We start from the raw sequence: 17,836 nt of genomic DNA, 5'->3' as shown, positions 1-17,836 counted from the left end.
GCTGACTCAGAAGAGCAACGATACTACGTTAACGCTTGTTGCGCTTGGCGTCCTCTGCCACTTCCTTGTACCACAGCGGATGGTGCGACTTGGCCCAGTCCTCGTGCACGGTGCCACGGGTCATGGCGCGGAACGAGCCCTTGACCCAGATGGCGGCGTACACGTGCATGATCACGCTCAGCACCAGTGCCAGGGCCGCAGCCGCATGCACCAGCATTGCGAAACGACGCAGCGGAATCGGGAAGAAGTCCGCAAACCATGGTTGCCAGAACATGAAACCGGTGATCAGGAGCAGCACCAGGCTCACGGCAAAGATCCAGAACACGGCTTTCTGGCCCGCGTTGTACTTGTGTACAGGCGGCATCGCGTGCTCGTTACCCTTGAGGAGTTCCGGCGCCTTCTTGACCCATTCCGTATCGGTCTTGGTCCAGAAGTTGTCACGCACCACGGCAAAGAACAGGAACACGAAACCCAGCACCATCAGCAAACCGAAGAACGGATGCAGGATACGGGTCCACTGTCCGCCACCAAACAGCGTGGAGAAGAAGTACATCGACGGATGGAACAAGGCCAGGCCAGTCAATCCGGCGCAGATGAACAACAAGGCCACGGCCCAGTGGTTCATGCGCGTCATGTCGCGATAGCGAGTGATAAACATGGTCTTCTCCTTATACCCGTTCGTCGTCGCGCTGGTCGGGACCAGGCGTCGGCTGAACATCGGGTTCGTCGTGGTGCGTCTCGATCGGACCGACCTTCATGTAGTGGAAGAAGCCGGCAACAGCAGCACCGACCATTGCAGCCACACCCAGCGGCTTGGCGATACCCTTCCACAGCGCCACGGTCGGGCTGATGGTCGGGTTCTCGGGCAGGCCGGCATACAGGTTCGGCTTGTCCGCGTGCTGCAGCACGTACATCACGTGCGTGCCGCCCACACCAGCCGGGTTGTACAAACCAGCGTTCTGGTAGCCACGTTCCTTCAGGTCGACCACGCGGTCACCCGCGTACTCGATCATGTCTTCCTTGGTGCCGAAACGGATGGCGCCAGTCGGACAGATCTTCACGCAGGCCGGTTCCATGTTCACTGCAACGCGGTCGGCGCACAGTGAGCATTTGTAGGCCTTCGAGTCCACCTTGCTGATGCGTGGCACATCGAACGGGCAACCGGCGACGCAATAGCCGCAACCGATGCAGTTCTCGCTGATGAAGTCAACGATACCGTTCGTGTACTTGACGATCGCGCCCGGCGCCGGGCAGGCCTTGAGGCAGCCTGGCTCGTCGCAGTGCATGCAGCCGTCCTTGCGGATCAGCCACTCCAGGCGATCGCCCTCTTCCTCGGACTTGGTCACGACTTCCGAGAACTTCATGACGGTCCACGATTGTGGCGTCAGGTCGATCGGGTTGTCGTAGGTACCGTGGTTTTCGCCGATTTCATCGCGCAGATCGTTCCACTGCATACATGCCACCTGGCATGCCTTGCAGCCGATGCAACTGGACACGTCGATCAGCTTGGCGACCTCCGGCTTGTGCGTACGGGCCACCGGCGACTGCGTGGTGGTTGCCGAACGCGCCGCAATATCGAGAGATTGTAATGAAGACATTGTTTAGACCCTTTCGATATTGACCAGGAACGACTTGTATTCCGGGGTCTGGGTATTCGCATCGCCCACGAACGGGGTCAGCGTATTGACCAGGAAGCCCGGCTTGGTCACACCGACAAAGCCCCAGTGGTTCGGCAGACCCACTGTATCGACCTTCATGCCATCGCAGTTCAGTTGCGGAATGCGCTTGGTCACCAGGCACTTGGCCTTGATGAAGCCGCGCATCGACGACACCTTCACCATATCGCCATTCGTGATGCCCTTGGCCTTGGCCAGCTCTTCACCGATTTCCACGAACTGCTGTGGCTGGATAATCGCGTTGGAGACAACGTTCTTGGTCCAGTAGTGGAAGTGCTCGGTCAAGCGGTAGCTGGTCGCAACGTACGGGAAGTCCTTGGCCGTACCGAACGCTTCCATGTCGCCCTTGAACACGCGGGCCGCCGGATTGGCGCGGGCAAGCGGGTTTTTCGGGTGCATCGGATTGACCGGGAACGGCGACTCAAACGGCTCGTAGTGCTCCGGCAACGGACCTTCGGCCATGCCAGTCGGAGCGAACAGACGCGCCACGCCTTCGGACGTCATGATGAACGGTTGCGTACGGTTTTCTTCAGCCGGATCGGCGTCAGGACGGATGTCCGGAATATCCGAACCACTCCACGCCGTACCGTTCCACGAGATCAGGTTCAGCGCAGGGTTCCACGGCTTGCCCGTCTTCGGATCGGCCGAGGCGCCGTTGTACAGCACACGGCGGTTCGCCGGCCAGGCCCAGGCCCAACCCAGCGTCTGGCCGATGTTGTACGGGTCAGCGTTGTCGCGACGTGCCATCTGGTTACCAGCCTGCGTCCAGGCGCCGGCATAGATCCAGCAACCGCTGGCCGTGCTGCCATCGTCGCGCAGCACGCCAAAGCCCGGCACCTGCTCGCCTGCCTTCAGGATCAGCTTGGTCGGATCTTTTGCGTCATAGATATCGGCCAGCGCCTTGCCGTTGAATTCCTTTGCCAGCTCTTCGGGAGACGGGCTGTGCGGAATCTTGTACGGCCATGACAGCTTGGTGATCGGATCCGAGAATGCACCGCCATCTTTCAGATAGAGGTTCTTCATGCGCGAGAACAGGTCAGCGATGATCTCGATGTCCGGCTTGCACTCGTACGGCGCTTCGGCGCCCTTCCAGTGCCACTGCAGCCAGCGGCTCGAGTTCGACAGCGAACCGTCTTCCTCGGCGAAGCATGTGGTCGGCAGGCGGAACACGGTCGTCTGGATCTTGCTTGGATCGACGTCGTTCGACTCGCCGAAGTTCTTCCAGAACTCGGACGTTTCGGTGTTCAGCGGATCCATCGTGACCAGGAACTTCAGCTTCGACAGACCGGCGATGATCTTCTTCTTGTTCGGGAACGATCCGACCGGGTTGAAACCCTGGCAGATGTAACCGTTCAATTTACCTTGACCCATCAGCTCGAACGCCTGCAGCACGTCGTACAGCTTGTCGATTTTCGGCAAGTAGTCGAAGGCCCAGTTGTTTTCTTTGGTCGCGGCATCGCCCCACCAGGCTTTTTGCAGGCTGACAAAGAACTTGGGATAGTTCTGCCAGTAGCTCATCTGGTTCGGACGCAGCGGCTTGAGTGCGCGCGGCTTGTAGTAGGTCTCGAGGTCCTGCTCTTTATCCGTTGCCAGAGACAGATAGCCTGGCAGCGAGTTCGACAGCAGACCCAGGTCGGTCAGACCCTGGATGTTCGAGTGACCGCGCAGTGCATTCAGGCCACCGCCGGCGATACCGACGTTACCCAGCAGCAGCTGCATGATCGCGCCGGTACGGATGATCTGGCTACCCTGGCTGTGCTGGGTCCAGCCCAGTGCGTACAGGATCGTCATCGCACGGCCCGGCTGGGCAGTCGACGCGATGTATTCGCAGACCTTCAGGAACTGCTTGACCGGGGTACCGGTGATCTTGCTGACCTGCTCAGGGGTGTAGCGCGAATAATGGCGCTTCATCACTTGCAGCACGCAACGCGGGTGTTCCATGGTCGGATCGACCTTGGCGTAACCGTCTTCACCCATTTCGTAGCCCCAGCTCTCATTGCTGTAGCGACGCTTGGCTTCGTCGTAGCCCGAGAACAGGCCATCCTGGAAGTCAAAGCCTTCGTTCACGATGAACGGGGCGTTGGTGTAGCTCCGGACGTATTCGGTCTGGATCTTGTTGTTGGTCAGCAGATAATTCAGGACGCCGCCCAGGAAGGCGATGTCCGAGCCAGCGCGGATCGGTGCGTAATAGTCGCTCATGGCGGCCGAACGCGTAAAGCGCGGGTCGACCACGACCAGCTTGGCTTTATTGTGATGCTTTGCTTCAATAACCCATTTAAAACCGCATGGGTGTGCTTCAGCGGCATTGCCGCCCATGATCAGTACAACATCGGCATTCTTGATGTCAACCCAATGGTTGGTCATCGCTCCTCGTCCGAACGTCGGGGCCAGACCGGCCACCGTAGGTCCGTGTCAAACGCGAGCCTGGTTATCGAATACGAGCATGCCCATCGAACGCATCGCTTTGTGCGTGATGTAGCCCGTTTCGTTGCTCGACGCGGACGCGCACAGCATACCCGTGCTCGTCCAGCGGTTGACCAGCTGGCCTTCGGCGTTGGTCGGAATGAAGTTCGCATCGCGGTCAGCCTTCATCAGGCCGGCCAGGCGCGTCATTGCCTCATCCCACGAAACGCGTTTCCATTCGTTGGTGCCAGGTTCACGGATTTCCGGGAACTTGAGACGGTTCGGCGAATGGACGAAGTCGAGCAAGCCGGCGCCTTTCGGGCACAGCGTACCGCGATTGACCGGGTGATCCGGGTCGCCTTCAATGTGGATGATGTCCGAGGTGACGTTCTTTGCGCCGTCGCCCAGACTGTACATCAGCAGGCCGCAGCCCACCGAGCAGTACGGACACGTGTTGCGCGTCTCCTTGGCTTTCGCCAATTTATAGTGCCGCGTCTCTGCCATCGCCGGCAACGGCGAGAAGCCGAGCGCGACGATGGTGGAGGCGGCGAGTCCCGCACCGCTTGCGCGGAGGAACTGCCTTCTGTTCATGCCCATCTAGATTCTCCTGCTAGTAATGGATTGCGCACATCAGAATGGGGTCAGCCAGGGTCGTCGCCCTGGCCTTCTATCCATCCTGACCGTTACCGGTGCCCGTACTGCCAGCGCCGGTGTGCGCGCCGTTGGACACACCGGCAATTATTTTGCCGGCGGGGTCGCTGCCTGCGTGGTGGCGCCATCGCCACCCGTTGGTTCTGAAGCACCGCTGTCGCGGGGTTTGTTCGAGTCTGCATCCTGGCCGGCGACCATGCCGCCGATCGCGGTACCGCCTTCGGCAGGACCGGTTTCAGCCACTGCTGCGGGAGCGGTGGCCGATTCGGATTTCAGGGCTGCATGCGGATCGATGGCTGCGCCATTCGGACCAGCCGAGGCTGGCGTCTGCACCGGGGCAGTTGATTCGGTCTTCTGGCACGCGGCCAGAGCGAACACGGCAGCAGCCAGAATGGCGGCGTTGCGCAGCGTACGCTGGAAAGGTTGGTTTGTATGTTGCATTGCAATATCCATTGGCTTTGAGATATATCAAAGAATATATCGGAAAAGGGTTACCTGCTCAAATACGTATTTTACGCACCACAGGTAATTTCCGCTGAGTTTCCATACATTCTGACCCGCCTCAATGACAAATATGTCGGGTCAAGGGCTGTTGTAAGGACATGCATTGCCATTTTCGCGACGCTCAGGGCACTAAACCTGCTTCCGGCAACCTGATCGCAACGTTGTTCGCGCCCGACAGGGTTGTAAGGGACCACTATTCGCTCCCCATCTGAACGCTATGCCATCTGCATTCCCATCTCAAATACCACCCGCCGCGTCAAGCACTTTGTAGCAAAAAAGGTATTTACCAACAGGCCTCAACAAAAAATGGTTGCGCATAACATTTGGTGTTATATTATTTTACAGCTTGCACAGACGCCGCCCCTGCGCCCCTGGCGAGCATGGTCGTACCAAGACAAGAGCCCCGTAGACGGGCTCTTCACAACAAAGACGGAGACAACAGAATGAAACAGTTGAATCGATCGGCGATTGCCGTGGGCGTGGCACACCTGTGCTGGTTGTCCGCAGCGTTTGCCCAGGAAGCCGCCCCGGCCCCTGCCGGCGCACAGGTCGTGACCATCACCGGCCAGCGCGCAGCACTCAACAGCGCGCAACAACTCAAGAAGAATTCGGACGAGGTCGTCGATTCGATCGTCGCCGACGACATCGGCAAGCTGCCTGACAAGTCGATCACCGAAGTCCTGCAACGCATCCCTGGCGTCACCATCGACCGCACGATGTCGCGTTCCGACCCGGAACACTTCTCGGTCGAAGGCTCGGGCGTGTCGATCCGCGGCCTGACCTGGGTGCGCTCGGAACTCAATGGCCGCGATTCGTTCTCGTCCAATGGCGGCCGTGCACTGAGTTTCGAGGATGTCCCGCCAGAGCTGATGGCCGGCGTCGACGTCTACAAGAACCCGTCCGCCGAACAGATCGAAGGCGGCATCTCGGGCCTCGTGAACCTGCGCACCGCCCTGCCGTTCGACATCAAGGGCCAGCGCGTCTCGGCCAGCGTCGAAGGCACCTACACCGAACTGAACAAGAAGAAGGACCCGGCCGGTTCGTTCATGTACTCGAACCGCTGGAAAACCGACATGGGCGAATTCGGCGTGCTGGTCAACTACGCCAATTCCGAGAGCAATACCCGCACCGACGCCTTCCAGGTCGAGCCGTATTACCCGGTCGCCAATGCCGAGCCAGGCCGCACCGTATGGATCCCGAAAGGCGCGCAGTGGCGCACGCTGGACTTCGAACGCAAGCGCCAGGGCGCCTACGCCGCGCTGCAATGGAAGCTGGACAACACGCTGCGCAGCCACCTGACTTACTTCAAGTCGAAGTACAAGATGCAGTGGGACGAAAACGCGCTGTTCTCGGCCGAAGGCAACCCGACCAACCTGCGCGTGACCAACGGCGTGTACGATGCCAACGGCGCGTTCATGAGCGGCATCCTGTCGAACCCGACCAATAACGGCATCGAATTCGGCAACAACACCCGCACCTCGAACCGCGATTCGTCGACCACCGACGTCGCCTGGAACGTCGAATGGAAGCCTGCGACCAACTGGACGCTGACGTCGGACATCCAGCACGTCAAAGCCGAATCCGAAGGACTCGACTCGACCGTGGCGCTGGGCACGATCATGCAGCAGCAGAACCTGGACCTGACCGGCAGCTATCCGAAGCTGATGTTCGATGCGGCCCAGACTGCCGGGCTGAGCGACCCGAACAATTATTTCTGGGCCTTCACCCAGGAACACCGCGACCGCAGCGTCACCGAACAGACCGCCTGGAAAGGCGACGTCAAGTATGACTTTGACCACCCGGTCCTGCGCGACATCCGCGTCGGCGTACGCTTCACCGACCGCGATGCCAAGACCATCAACTCGAACCCGAACTACAACTGGTCGGCAGTATCGCAGCGCTGGATGATGCCCTGGCAAATTAACCAGCTGGCAACGCTGAGCGACCCGCGCTTCAATGCACCGACGACGGTCAACCAGTTCAAGAACTTCTTCAACGGTGACGCCAGCGTCCCGGCCGTCGTGTTCCCGGCGCAGTCGCTGGTGGCCGGCTACCCGGGCACCTACGCCCAGCTGCACAGCTACCACGACATCCTGTGCGCGCAGGCCGGCAACACCTGCGATCCATGGAAAGCGGCCGCCTTCGGCGAAGCCAACCCATCGGGCGACAACGAGCAGTCCGAGAAAACCAAGGCGCTCTACACGCAGTTGCGCTTCGCGTTTGACGACCTGAAGATGCCGATCGACGGTAACATCGGCGTGCGCTACGTGAAGACCGACAACAAGTCGTTCGGCTACACCGTGTACAACTCGACCTTCATCATCCCGCCAGGCGGCACCACGGGCCTGGCCGTGCCGAGCATCGCGCCGTTTGCCGGTCGCCAGGATTACGAGAACGCCTACCACAACTGGCTGCCGAGCCTGAACCTGCGCATGAAAGCCAGCGACCAGCTGCAGTTCCGCTTCGCACTGGGCAAGGGCATGTCGCGGCCTGACTTCGGCCAGCTGCAGGCGTACACGACGCTGGGCCAGAGTGTCCAGAGCACGACCAGCGGCACCGGCGCCGCCCAGGTCACGAATGTGACCTCGGTCGCGCACACCGGCGAAGCGGTCGGCAATCCACTTCTGCGCCCGGTCACCTCGCGCAATATGGACCTGACCGCGGAATGGTACTTCGCCCAGGCCGGTTCGCTGACCTTCGCCGTGTTCGACAAGCGCCTGAAGGACATCATCGTCAAGCAGAATTCGTCCTACCAGCTGCCCGATTCGGCCGGCCGTGTAATCGATTTCAATGTGGCGACCCCGGTCAATGGCGCCCGTGGTTCGGCGCGTGGTATCGAGATGGCCTACCAGCAGTACTTCGACAAGCTGCCAGGCTGGATGTCGGGCTTTGGCGTGCAGGCGAACTACACCCACGTCAAGAGCAAACGCGACCTGTACAGCCCGGTGTTCTCGCAGTACTGCTCGAACGTGAGCGGCGCAGCCAACCTGAACCTGAACCTGAACGGTTGCGATACCGACGGCCGTACGTTCGGCGACCTGCCGCTGGAATACCTGTCGCGCAACTCGTACAACCTGGCGCTGCTGTACGACAAGGGTCCATGGTCGGCGCGTCTGGCCTACAGCTGGCGCTCGAAGAGCCTGCTGGGCAACAACAACAACGGCACCAACGGCACCAACGGCGTCGACACCAATCCGGACAGCCCGACCTTCGGCCAGAACGTGATTGCGTGGGGCTTGCCGATCTGGGCGGATGACTACGGCCAGCTCGATGGCGGCGTCAGCTACAAGTTCAACGAGAACTTCCGCCTCGACTTCCAGGGTACCAACCTGACCGATGCGAAGTACAAGCAGATCATGACGCACCACATCGGCGACAAGGGCCGTGCCTGGTTCGTCAGCGGTCCCCGCTACAGCGTGCGTCTGGGCGTGACGTTCTAAGTCGATGCCGATGTAATCCCGACGCCCGCTGACCTGCCGCCCCGCGCGGCAGGTCAGCGGGCTTTTTGTTTTCCAGGAAAACCCGACCCATGCAAAGCTCGACTTTCTCGTCGCTGGACACGTTCGTCTTTTTTGTCTACTTCATCATCGTGGCCGGTTACGGCTTCTGGGTCTACAAGCGCAAGCAGCGCTCGGCATCGGCCTCGCACGACTACTTTCTGGCCGAAGGCTCGCTGACCTGGTGGGCGATCGGCGCCTCGATGATCGCGTCGAACATCTCGGCCGAGCAGTTCATCGGCATGAGCGGCTCGGGTTTCAAGATGGGCATGGCGATTGCCGTCTACGAGCTGATGGGCGCGTTCACGCTGATCCTGGTGGCGGTGTTCTTCATGCCGATCTATCGCCGCAACCGCATCTACACGATGCCCCAGTTTCTCGAGCAGCGTTACGGCAGCACCGTCGCCACCGTCATGGCGCTGTTCTGGCTGTCGCTGTACGTCATCGTCAACCTGACCTCGATCCTGTACCTGGGCGCGCTGGCCATTGGCGCCATCGCCGGCATCGACGTCTGGACCTGCATGGTGTTCCTCGCCGTCTTCGCCGTCATCATCACGCTGGGCGGCATGAAGGTCATCGGCTACACCGACGTGATCCAGGTCCTGTGCCTGGTGCTCGGCGGCCTGGTGACCACCTGGCTGGCGCTCGACCTGGTCGCGCAGAACAATGGCGGTGGCGGCGTGATGGCCGGCTTCCACCACCTGCTGGGCGTGGCGCCGGACCACTTCGACATGGTGCTCACGCGCGACAACCCCAACTACCTCGACCTGCCCGGCGTGTCGATCCTGATTGGCGGCATGCTGATCGTGAACCTGAATTACTGGGGCTGCAACCAGTACATCATCCAGCGCGCACTGGGCGCCGACCTGCACACGGCGCGCAAGGGCATCCTGTTCGCTGCGGGCCTGAAGCTGCTGATGCCGGTGATCGTGGTCCTGCCGGGCATTGCCGCGTTCGTGCTGCACCAGCAGGGCGTGCTGGGCGCATCGATGGGCGTGGGCGCGGACGTCAACCCGGACCGCGCCTACCCGGTGCTGCTCACGCTGCTGCCGACGGGCCTGAAAGGCATCGCCTTTGCCGCGCTGACGGCCGCGGTCGTGGCCTCGCTGGCCGGCAAGGCCAACAGCATCGCCACCATCTACACCTTCGACATCCACAAGAAAGCCTTCAACCAGGGCATCTCCGAACAGCGCATGGTCTGGATCGGCCGCGTCACCGTGGTCGTGGCGATGCTGCTGGCGGTGCTGATCGCGCCGTTCATGGGCATCGACAAGAAAGGCGGCTTCCAGTACATCCAGGAATACACGGGCTTCGTCTCGCCCGGCATCCTGGCCATGTTCCTGATGGGCTTTTTCTGGCGCCCGGCCACGGCCAGCGCGGCGATGTTTGCCACCGTCGGCGGCTTCATCGGCTCGATCATCCTCAAGTTCCTGCCTGGCCTGGTGGATCTGGCGTTCCTGGCGCCGATCGGTTTCGCCGTGCCGAACAGCGCCGGCGTCTACGAGATCCCGTTCGTCGACCGGATGGCGATCGTGTTCATCGCCGTCATCATCGGCATGGTCATCATCAGCAAGCTGTGGCCGAAAGCTGGCCTGGAGCAGAGCAAGGGCGTCGTCGTCGAAGCGTCGATGTTCAGGGTGCAGCCGGGGTTTGCGTTCGGCGCGACCGCCATCTGCATCGCGCTGATCGCGATCTATAGCGCGTGGTGGTAAGGTCGCTGCGCTGCCAACATCATTATAAAAAATTCAAGGAGACACACACATGCATCCAGCTTTGCCCTTCGGCCGTTCGGCCATCGCCCTCGCTGCCGCCCTTGCCTTCGGTGCGGCGCATGCGGCGCCGGCCAACGCGCCAACGGCTGCACCGGATGCGGCGCAACAGCGCGCCGCCAAACTGGTCAGCCAGATGACGCTCGATGAAAAGATCGGCATGGTATTCGGCTATTTCGGCACCGAATTCAAGGGCCAGAAAGCGCCCGCAGGTGCCCTGCCCCAGTCGGCCGGCTTCATCAAGGGTATCGAGCGCCTGGGCATCACGCCGCAGTGGCTGACCGACGCCGGCATCGGCGTGGCTTCGCAGCCGGGCAAGGACGCGCGCGAGCGCACGTCGTTACCGTCCGGCATCGCAACCGCCGCCACCTGGAATCCGCAACTGGCGTTCGAAGGTGCAGCAATGATCGGCAAGGAAGCACGCCTGTCGGGCTTCAACGTGATGCTGGGCGGGAGCGTCAACCTGGCGCGCGAGCCGCGCAATGGCCGCAACTTCGAGTACACGGGCGAAGACCCGCTGCTGGCCGGGATCATGGCCGGCGAACAGATTCGCGGCGTGCAGTCCAACCACGTCGTCTCCACGCTCAAGCACTACGCGTACAACGACCAGGAGACTGGCCGCAACCACCTCAATGTCAAGATCAACGATGCCGCGGGCCGCATGTCCGACCTGCTGGCATTCCAGATCGCGATCGAACGCGGTGACCCGGGTTCGGTCATGTGCTCGTACAACCGCATCAACGGTGCGTATGGCTGCGAGAACGACCACCTGCTCAACAAGGTGCTCAAGGGCGACTGGGGCTACAAGGGTTACGTGATGTCCGACTGGGGCGCCGCTCACTCGACGATCCCGGCGGCGCTGGCGGGCCTGGACCAGCAATCAGGCTACCCGTTCGACAAGTCGCCCTACTTCGATGGCGCGCTGAAGGAAGCCGTCGAAAACGGCCACGTCCCGCAGGCGCGCCTGGACGACATGGTGGCCCGCATCCTGTGGGCACTGGGCGCGCACGGCGCGCTGGATCATCCGGTCAAGGTCCAGGCCAAAGAGATCGATTACACGGCGCACGCCAAGATTTCGCAGCTTGATGCCGAAGAAGCCATCGTCCTGCTCAAGAACACGGGCAACGTGCTGCCGCTGGCAAAGAACGTGCAGCGCATCGCCATCATCGGCGGGCACGCCAACAAGGGCGTGCTGTCCGGCGGCGGCTCGGCGCAGGTCTACCCGCGCGGCGGGATGGCCGTGCCGAACGAAGGCCCGGCTGCCTGGCCAGGTCCGATGGTCTACCTGCCAGGCTCGCCGATGAAGGCGCTGGCGGCGCGCACCAAAGCCAGGATCACCTGGCACGATGGCAAGGATGCCGCTGCAGCCGCGAAAGTCGCTGCCGCTGCCGACGTGGTGCTGGTGTTCGCGACGCAGTGGACGTCCGAAGCGGCAGACGTGCCGACGCTTTCGCTGCCGAACAACCAGGACGCGCTGATCGCGGCGGTGGCCAAGGCCAATGCACGCACCGTCGTCGTGCTGCAAACGGGCACGCCAGTCACGATGCCGTGGGTGAGCGACGTGGCCGGCGTGGTCGAAGCCTGGTACCCGGGCACGAACGGCGCCGAAGCCATCGCGCGCGTGCTGACGGGCGAAGTCGATGCGTCGGGCCGCCTGCCGCAAACCTTTCCGCTGGCCGAGAACCAGCTCCCGCGCCCCAGGATCGACGGCATCGACCTGCCGAAGGACACGCGCTTTGACGTCGATTACGACATCGAAGGCGCTGCCGTCGGCTACAAGTGGTTCGACCTGAAAGGCCACAAGCCCCTGTTCGCATTTGGCCACGGCCTGTCGTACACGAGCTTCACCTACACCAACCTGAAGGCCGAGGCGACGGACGGCAGCATCCGCGTGCGTTTCAACGTGGCCAACAGCGGCGCGCGCGCCGGCAAGGCGGTGCCACAGGTGTACGTGTCGAAAGTGGGCGCCGGCTGGGAAGCGCCGAAACGTCTCGGTGGCTGGGACAAACTGGCACTGGACGCCGGCGCAAACCGCACCAGCGACCTGACGATCGATCCGCGCACGCTGGCGGTGTTCGACAGCGCCAGCAACCGCTGGAAGATCGCGGCCGGCGAATACCGCGTGATCCTGTCGACGGCGGCCGATGCGCCGGTAGCGGCGGTGACAGTGCGCCTGCCGGCGCGCGAATTCGCCGCTGGCGCGCGCTGATTGCGGACCGGGACGATCATCGACTGAAAGACGGACCGCCCGTGCCCTGCCAGCAGCACTACCCCGAACCACAGCGCGATCGCGAGAAATCCGCGATCCTGCACGCGATCGCCAGCCGTTTCGCGGATGCAGAACTCGAACTGGGGGCTGTTGCGCATGGCGCTGGCGTAAACCGCAACAAAGTCAACGACGTGCTCAAGGCCGAACTGGGTTGCACGTTCACCGGTTACCTGAACCGGTTGCGCCTGACCGAGGCAGCCCGCCTGCTGGCCGAACGCGATTCGGCCAGCATCACCGACATCGCCTACACAGTGGGCTACAACCACGTTTCGTACTTCAACAAGCTGTTCAAGCTCGATTATGGCTGCACGCCGAAAGCATTTCGTGCGCAAGCGCATCGCACGCCCATCTGCCCCTCGCCCACATCCGGAGACAAGAACCCATGAAGCACACAATGACCACCATGACGCTGGCGACACTGCTTGCCCTGCCAGCGTTGGCCCATGCACAGCAACGCGTCATCGACGTCGACGTCACCCAGGTCAAGGGACAGCTCGATCGCATGTTCAACCTGTCGGTCGGCGCCGGCCGCGCCAACGAGGGCTTGCGCGCCGACTGGCAGCAGCAGCTGGCCGAACTGCGCAAGGACACGGGCTTTCGCTACATCCGCATGCATGGCCTGCTGAGCGACGACATGGGCGTCTTCCGGATCGACGCGCAGGGCAAGGAGCAGTACAGCTTCCAGTACATCGACGCCCTGTTCGACTATCTGCTCAGTGTCGGCATCAAGCCGTTCGTGGAACTGGGCTTCATGCCGTCCGCAATGGCCAGCGGCACCAAGACCATCTTCTGGTGGCGCGGTAACGTCACGCCGCCGCGCGACTACGCGCAATGGGAACGCCTGATCAAGGCACTGACCGTGCACTGGACCGAACGCTATGGCAAGGCCGAAGTGGCGAGCTGGTACTTCGAAGTCTGGAACGAGCCGAACCTGGACGGCTTCTGGGCCGGCTCGCAGGACGAGTACTTCAAGCTGTACGCGCACGCCGCGCGCGCCGTCAAGAGCGTCGACGCGTCGTATCGCGTGGGCGGACCGGGCACCGCCGGCGCGGCCTGGATTCCCGAGATGATCGGGTACGCCAGCAAGAACCGCGTGCCGCTCGATTTCGTCTCCACCCACTCGTACGGCGTGAACCAGGGCTTCCTTGACGAATTCGGCACCACCGGCACAGTCCTGAGCCCCGACCCCATGGCCGTCACCAACGACGTGCTCAAGAACCGCAAGGAAATCGCGGCTTCCAGCATGCCGAAGCTCGAGCTGCACTACACCGAATGGAGCTCGTCGTACACGCCGTCCGACCCGACCCACGACAGCTACCACCAGCCGGCCTACATCCTGAAAAAGCTCAAGCAGAGCACCGGCGCCGTGCAGTCGATGTCGTACTGGGTATTTACCGACATTTTCGAGGAAGCCGGTCCGCGCTTCGAAGCCTTCCATGGCGGGTTCGGCTTGATGAACACGCAGGGCGTCAAGAAACCGGCCTATTTTGCCTACCAGTTCCTCAACCAGCTGGGCGATCGCGAACTGAAGAACGCCGACCAGGATTCGACGGCGACGCTCGACGCCAGGGGCAATGCCCAGGTGCTGCTGTGGGACTACACGCACACGCTGCCGGAGGGGATCAACAACCAGCAGTACTTCATCAAGGACCTGCCGCCAAAAGAGAAAGGCCAGGTCAAGGTGGCGATGCGGGGCCTGAAGCCAGGCGCCTACACGATGACGGTCTCGCAGGTGGGCTACAAGCAGAACGATGCGTTCACCGCGTATATCGGCATGGGCTCGCCCAAGCAGCTGACGCGGCCGCAGGTCGCTGCCTTGAAGGCAACGGCGACCGGAAAGCCGTTGAAAAAGCAGTCAGTGACGATCGGGCGCGATGGCGTGTTTGCCACCGCCTTGCCGCTGCGCGAGAACGATGTCTACCTGCTGCAACTCGACGCGGCGCGTTAAGGCTCGCTGTCGCGTGGCGCCCCCAGGTTCAGCTCCACGCGCCGGGCTTCGAGACGCTCGATGACGCGCGCCGCGAGCAGGCGCAGCGCGTCAAGCTGATGAACCGTCAGCTTGCGCGGTTCGGTATCGATGACGCACAGCGTGCCCAGTGCCTGACCGGTTGACGTCACCAGCGGTGCGCCGGCGTAAAAGCGGATGCCGGGATCGCCCGTCACCAGGGGATTGCCGACGAAGCGCGCATCAAGCGTCGCGTCGACGACCTGCATGATCTGCTCCGGTTGCTCGATCGCGTGGGTGCAGAACGCGTGTTCGCGCGGCGTTTCACGGGCCTGCAGTCCCACCCGTGCCTTGAACCATTGACGCTCGTCGTCGACCAGCGAGACCAGCGCGATCGGCGTCTGGCAGAACGCGCTGGCCAGGTGGGTCAGCTCGTCATATGCCGCTTCTTCTTCGGTATCCATGATGTGCAGGGCCGCCAGCTCCGCCAGCCGTACGCGCTCGACCCCTTCGTCTGGCGCGCGCGCCGGCTGGCCAAAGACGGTTTCGACGAGGGCCATGGCATGTGTCGTACTGACCTTGGCGGCGCTTGCAGCGCGATCGCGCCGGAGCACGGCCTCGTGGAGAAGCCGCGCGAGATCGTCCAGGGCGTACGGCTTGGGCAGCAGCAGGAATCCGTGGTCCGATTCCTGCGCCAGCACGTGGCTGTAACCACTGGTGAGCACGACGGGGATGTCGATCTGCAGACGTGCCAGTGCGCGCCCCAGGTCGATTCCGGTCATGCCCGGCAGGACAACATCGGAAAACACGGCCGCATACGGTTCGGGATCATCGCGCAGCAATGCCAGCGCCTGCTCCGCACTGGTCACGATGGTCGTTGCGTAGCCAAGTTCATGCAGTGAGCTCTCGACCATCGCGCGCAATTCGGAATTATCCTCGACCGCCAGGATGCGCAGGCCCCCGCCGGCGGGCAGCGTGTGCTGGACGCCCGGCGTGCTGCCGCCAGCAGCCGGTTGCGCTGCACACGGCAGGTACAGCGTGAAGGTCGTACCTGCGCCTGGCGTACTCACGACCCGCACATCGCCGCCCGACTGGCGCGCAAAGCCGAACACCTGTGACAGCCCCAGGCCGGTGCCGTGGCCGACGCCCTTGGTCGTGAAAAACGGCTCGAAAATCTTGTCCAGGTGGTCCGGCGCGATGCCAGCGCCGGTGTCTTGCAACGACACGGCCACGAACGTGCCGCTGATCGCCGGCTGCAGGCCGTGCTGCGGCAAGCCGTCGACCGATTCGACCTTGACCGACAGCGTTCCACGCGACTGCATCGCATCGCGTGCATTGACTGCGAGATTGACCAGCGCGGTATCGAACTGGCTCTGGTCCGCATTGACGAAACAGGCATCGTCAGGCAAGTCGAGCACCACCTCGACGCCAACGCCGGTCAGACTGCCGATCATTTCCCCAATCGAACGCGTGCTGTTGCCGACGTCGAACACGGCCGGCTGCAGGGCCTGCCGGCGTGCAAAGGCAAGCAGCTGACCGGTCAGACGGGCGCCGCGCGTGACCGCGCTGGAAATCGAGTCCATGAAGCGCTGGCGGCGCTCGTCGCCAAGCTGTACCCGGCGCAGCAGTTCGATGCTCGACTTGATCACCGCCAGGACGTTGTTGAAGTCGTGCGCCACACCGCCAGTGAGCTGACCGATCGCTTCGAGCTTCTGGGATTGCCGCAGCGCCTCCTGGGTTTCCACCAGCGCTTGCTGCTGCACATGCCACTCGGTCACGTCCAGTGCCGTCATGAAGGCGCCGATCTGCTTGCCGTCGTGGTCACGCAGGATCTCGAAACGCATTTCACTGGTGCGCTGTTCGGGCGGGGCCTGGCCGAACGTCTGCTGCAGCGAGAACGCCTCGCCGCCCAGCGCGCGGTCCCACAGCGCCAAGGCTGCCTGTAGTTGCTCTGGCCGGTCGGCCAGCACGTCGGTCTAGGCGATCGCCAACCGCGACACGGCGCTGGAACAGGCGCCAGTAGTCATCGATGCTGGCCTGATTGATCGCCAGGAAGCGGTACTCGGCGTCGATCACCTGCAACAGCAGATTGGTGGCCTGGAAGACTGCGGCAAGCACGTCACGTTCGCGCGTGCGGAGAATCAACGCTTCGCGCTGCAGTTTTTCGTCGGTGACGTCGCGCGCGGCGCAGTACACCTTGCCGTCCTCCGGCACGGCCACCCACGACAGCCAGCGCCAGACCCCGCCACTCGTGCGGTAACGGTTCTCGAAACGCACGACCGCCTGCCCCTGCTCACTCGCCTTGATCCAGGCCGCCTCCGTCGCTGCTAGGTCATCGCGGTGCACGAACGCCGTGAATGGCTGGCTGCACATCTCGGCTTCGGTCCAGCCGAGCACCGTCTGCCACGCCGGATTGGCCAGCTCGACATAGCCATCGGCATCGATGATGCACAGCGGCTCCAGGCTCACGGCCCATGCGCGGTCCGGCGCCAGCGCGCGCGGGGCGCAGCGCTGCTCAAGTGTTGCGACTCGTTCGCGCAAGGCGTTGCCAGCGCGCGCCTGGCCAATGCGTGTTAGGGCCGCGCCCATGGCGACGCAGACGTGGTGCAGCAGTTCGCGTTCGTGCGGCGTGAATGCGCGCGTGTTCGTGGTAGCGCCGGTGCACAGGGCCTGCTCGATCTGCTGCACAGATGGCGCGTCCTGGTCAGGCTGGACCAGCCTGTGAACGACCAAGGACAGAGCGGATGGGTCGAGCGGCAGAATCCCGGGAAGGCGGCTCAGCAACAGGTGCACCACATCGTCGACATGGTCGAGGCCCGCCAGGGCGGATACGACGTCGAGGACCTGGAGCAGGCGCTCTTGCGTGACGGTGGCGTCCACCCGGTTACAGCCGGACCGGCGGACGGACGCGCCCTTCGGGCTGCCCCGCCACACCTGGAGCCACTGCATACTGCGATTCGGGAGCCTTGACGTTTGCCATTCCACAACCATGTAAAGAGGTACGGGATGGGACGCACATGCCTACCCGCATCCCATTAAACGTGGTCATATTAGCATGTTGCGCTGGCCGCTACGGCACGCTTGAACCGCTGTGCGCAGTCTTATTCCATCCGATCCTGTAG

General features: G+C 62.6%; 11 protein-coding genes. 5 read left to right on the top strand and 6 right to left on the bottom strand.

The features are described 5' to 3' along the window. Positions 1 to 28: 28 nt before the first annotated feature. The 4 genes from AC56LN_RS11820 to AC56LN_RS11805 all read right to left on the bottom strand — a co-directional run bounded on the left by AC56LN_RS11820 (position 29) and on the right by AC56LN_RS11805 (position 5,171). Entirely contained in the window at positions 29 to 658 is a 630-nt protein-coding gene (locus tag AC56LN_RS11820; protein WP_499571897.1) for a formate dehydrogenase subunit gamma, read from the bottom strand. A 10-nt stretch (positions 659 to 668) separates the two neighbouring features. Then, a complete protein-coding gene (gene fdxH / locus AC56LN_RS11815; protein WP_499571895.1) occupies positions 669 to 1,598 on the bottom strand; it encodes a formate dehydrogenase subunit beta in 930 nt (309 codons plus the stop codon). A 3-nt stretch (positions 1,599 to 1,601) separates the two neighbouring features. Beyond that, positions 1,602 to 4,676: a formate dehydrogenase-N subunit alpha gene (fdnG, locus tag AC56LN_RS11810; protein ID WP_499571893.1), complete on the bottom strand. Its 3,075-nt coding sequence runs from the start codon at positions 4,674 to 4,676 to the stop codon at positions 1,602 to 1,604. A gap of 141 nt (positions 4,677 to 4,817) precedes the next feature. Continuing rightward, positions 4,818 to 5,171, bottom strand: coding sequence for a hypothetical protein (locus tag AC56LN_RS11805; RefSeq protein WP_499571891.1), 354 nt, complete (start codon positions 5,169 to 5,171; stop codon positions 4,818 to 4,820). A gap of 506 nt (positions 5,172 to 5,677) precedes the next feature. On the opposite strand from AC56LN_RS11805, the gene AC56LN_RS11800 reads away from it, so the two are divergent. The 5 genes from AC56LN_RS11800 to AC56LN_RS11780 all read left to right on the top strand — a co-directional run bounded on the left by AC56LN_RS11800 (position 5,678) and on the right by AC56LN_RS11780 (position 14,717). Further along, positions 5,678 to 8,674 (top strand): TonB-dependent receptor, encoded by a 2,997-nt coding sequence (locus AC56LN_RS11800; RefSeq protein ID WP_499571889.1) that lies wholly within the window; start codon positions 5,678 to 5,680, stop codon positions 8,672 to 8,674. A gap of 89 nt (positions 8,675 to 8,763) precedes the next feature. Beyond that, positions 8,764 to 10,443 carry a sodium:solute symporter family transporter gene (locus AC56LN_RS11795; protein ID WP_499571888.1) on the top strand — a complete coding sequence of 560 codons (1,680 nt, stop codon included), beginning with the start codon at positions 8,764 to 8,766 and terminating at the stop codon, positions 10,441 to 10,443. Positions 10,444 to 10,492: 49 nt separating this feature from the next. Beyond that, positions 10,493 to 12,709, top strand: a complete 2,217-nt coding sequence (locus AC56LN_RS11790; RefSeq protein WP_499571886.1) for a beta-glucosidase family protein — start codon at positions 10,493 to 10,495, stop codon at positions 12,707 to 12,709. 41 nt (positions 12,710 to 12,750) lie between these two features. Beyond that, positions 12,751 to 13,155 (top strand): helix-turn-helix domain-containing protein, encoded by a 405-nt coding sequence (locus AC56LN_RS11785; protein WP_499571884.1) that lies wholly within the window; start codon positions 12,751 to 12,753, stop codon positions 13,153 to 13,155. After that, positions 13,152 to 14,717 carry a GH39 family glycosyl hydrolase gene (locus AC56LN_RS11780; protein ID WP_499571883.1) on the top strand — a complete coding sequence of 522 codons (1,566 nt, stop codon included), beginning with the start codon at positions 13,152 to 13,154 and terminating at the stop codon, positions 14,715 to 14,717. Before AC56LN_RS11785 ends, AC56LN_RS11780 begins: the two co-directional genes overlap by 4 nt. On the opposite strand, the gene AC56LN_RS11775 is transcribed toward AC56LN_RS11780, so the two are convergent. Then, on the bottom strand, positions 14,714 to 16,648 hold the full coding sequence (locus tag AC56LN_RS11775) for an ATP-binding protein (protein ID WP_499571882.1): 1,935 nt from the start codon (positions 16,646 to 16,648) through the stop codon (positions 14,714 to 14,716). The genes AC56LN_RS11780 and AC56LN_RS11775 overlap by 4 nt on opposite strands. Then, positions 16,560 to 17,594 (bottom strand): PAS domain-containing protein, encoded by a 1,035-nt coding sequence (locus AC56LN_RS11770; protein WP_499571881.1) that lies wholly within the window; start codon positions 17,592 to 17,594, stop codon positions 16,560 to 16,562. The genes AC56LN_RS11775 and AC56LN_RS11770 overlap by 89 nt, the downstream gene beginning before the upstream one ends. Between the last annotated feature and the right edge of the window lie 242 nt (positions 17,595 to 17,836).

Source organism: Telluria sp. ZT3P26 (assembly GCF_059686035.1).
The sequence above is the reverse complement of the archived record's forward strand: the minus strand, read 5'-3'. Positions and strand labels throughout refer to the sequence as shown.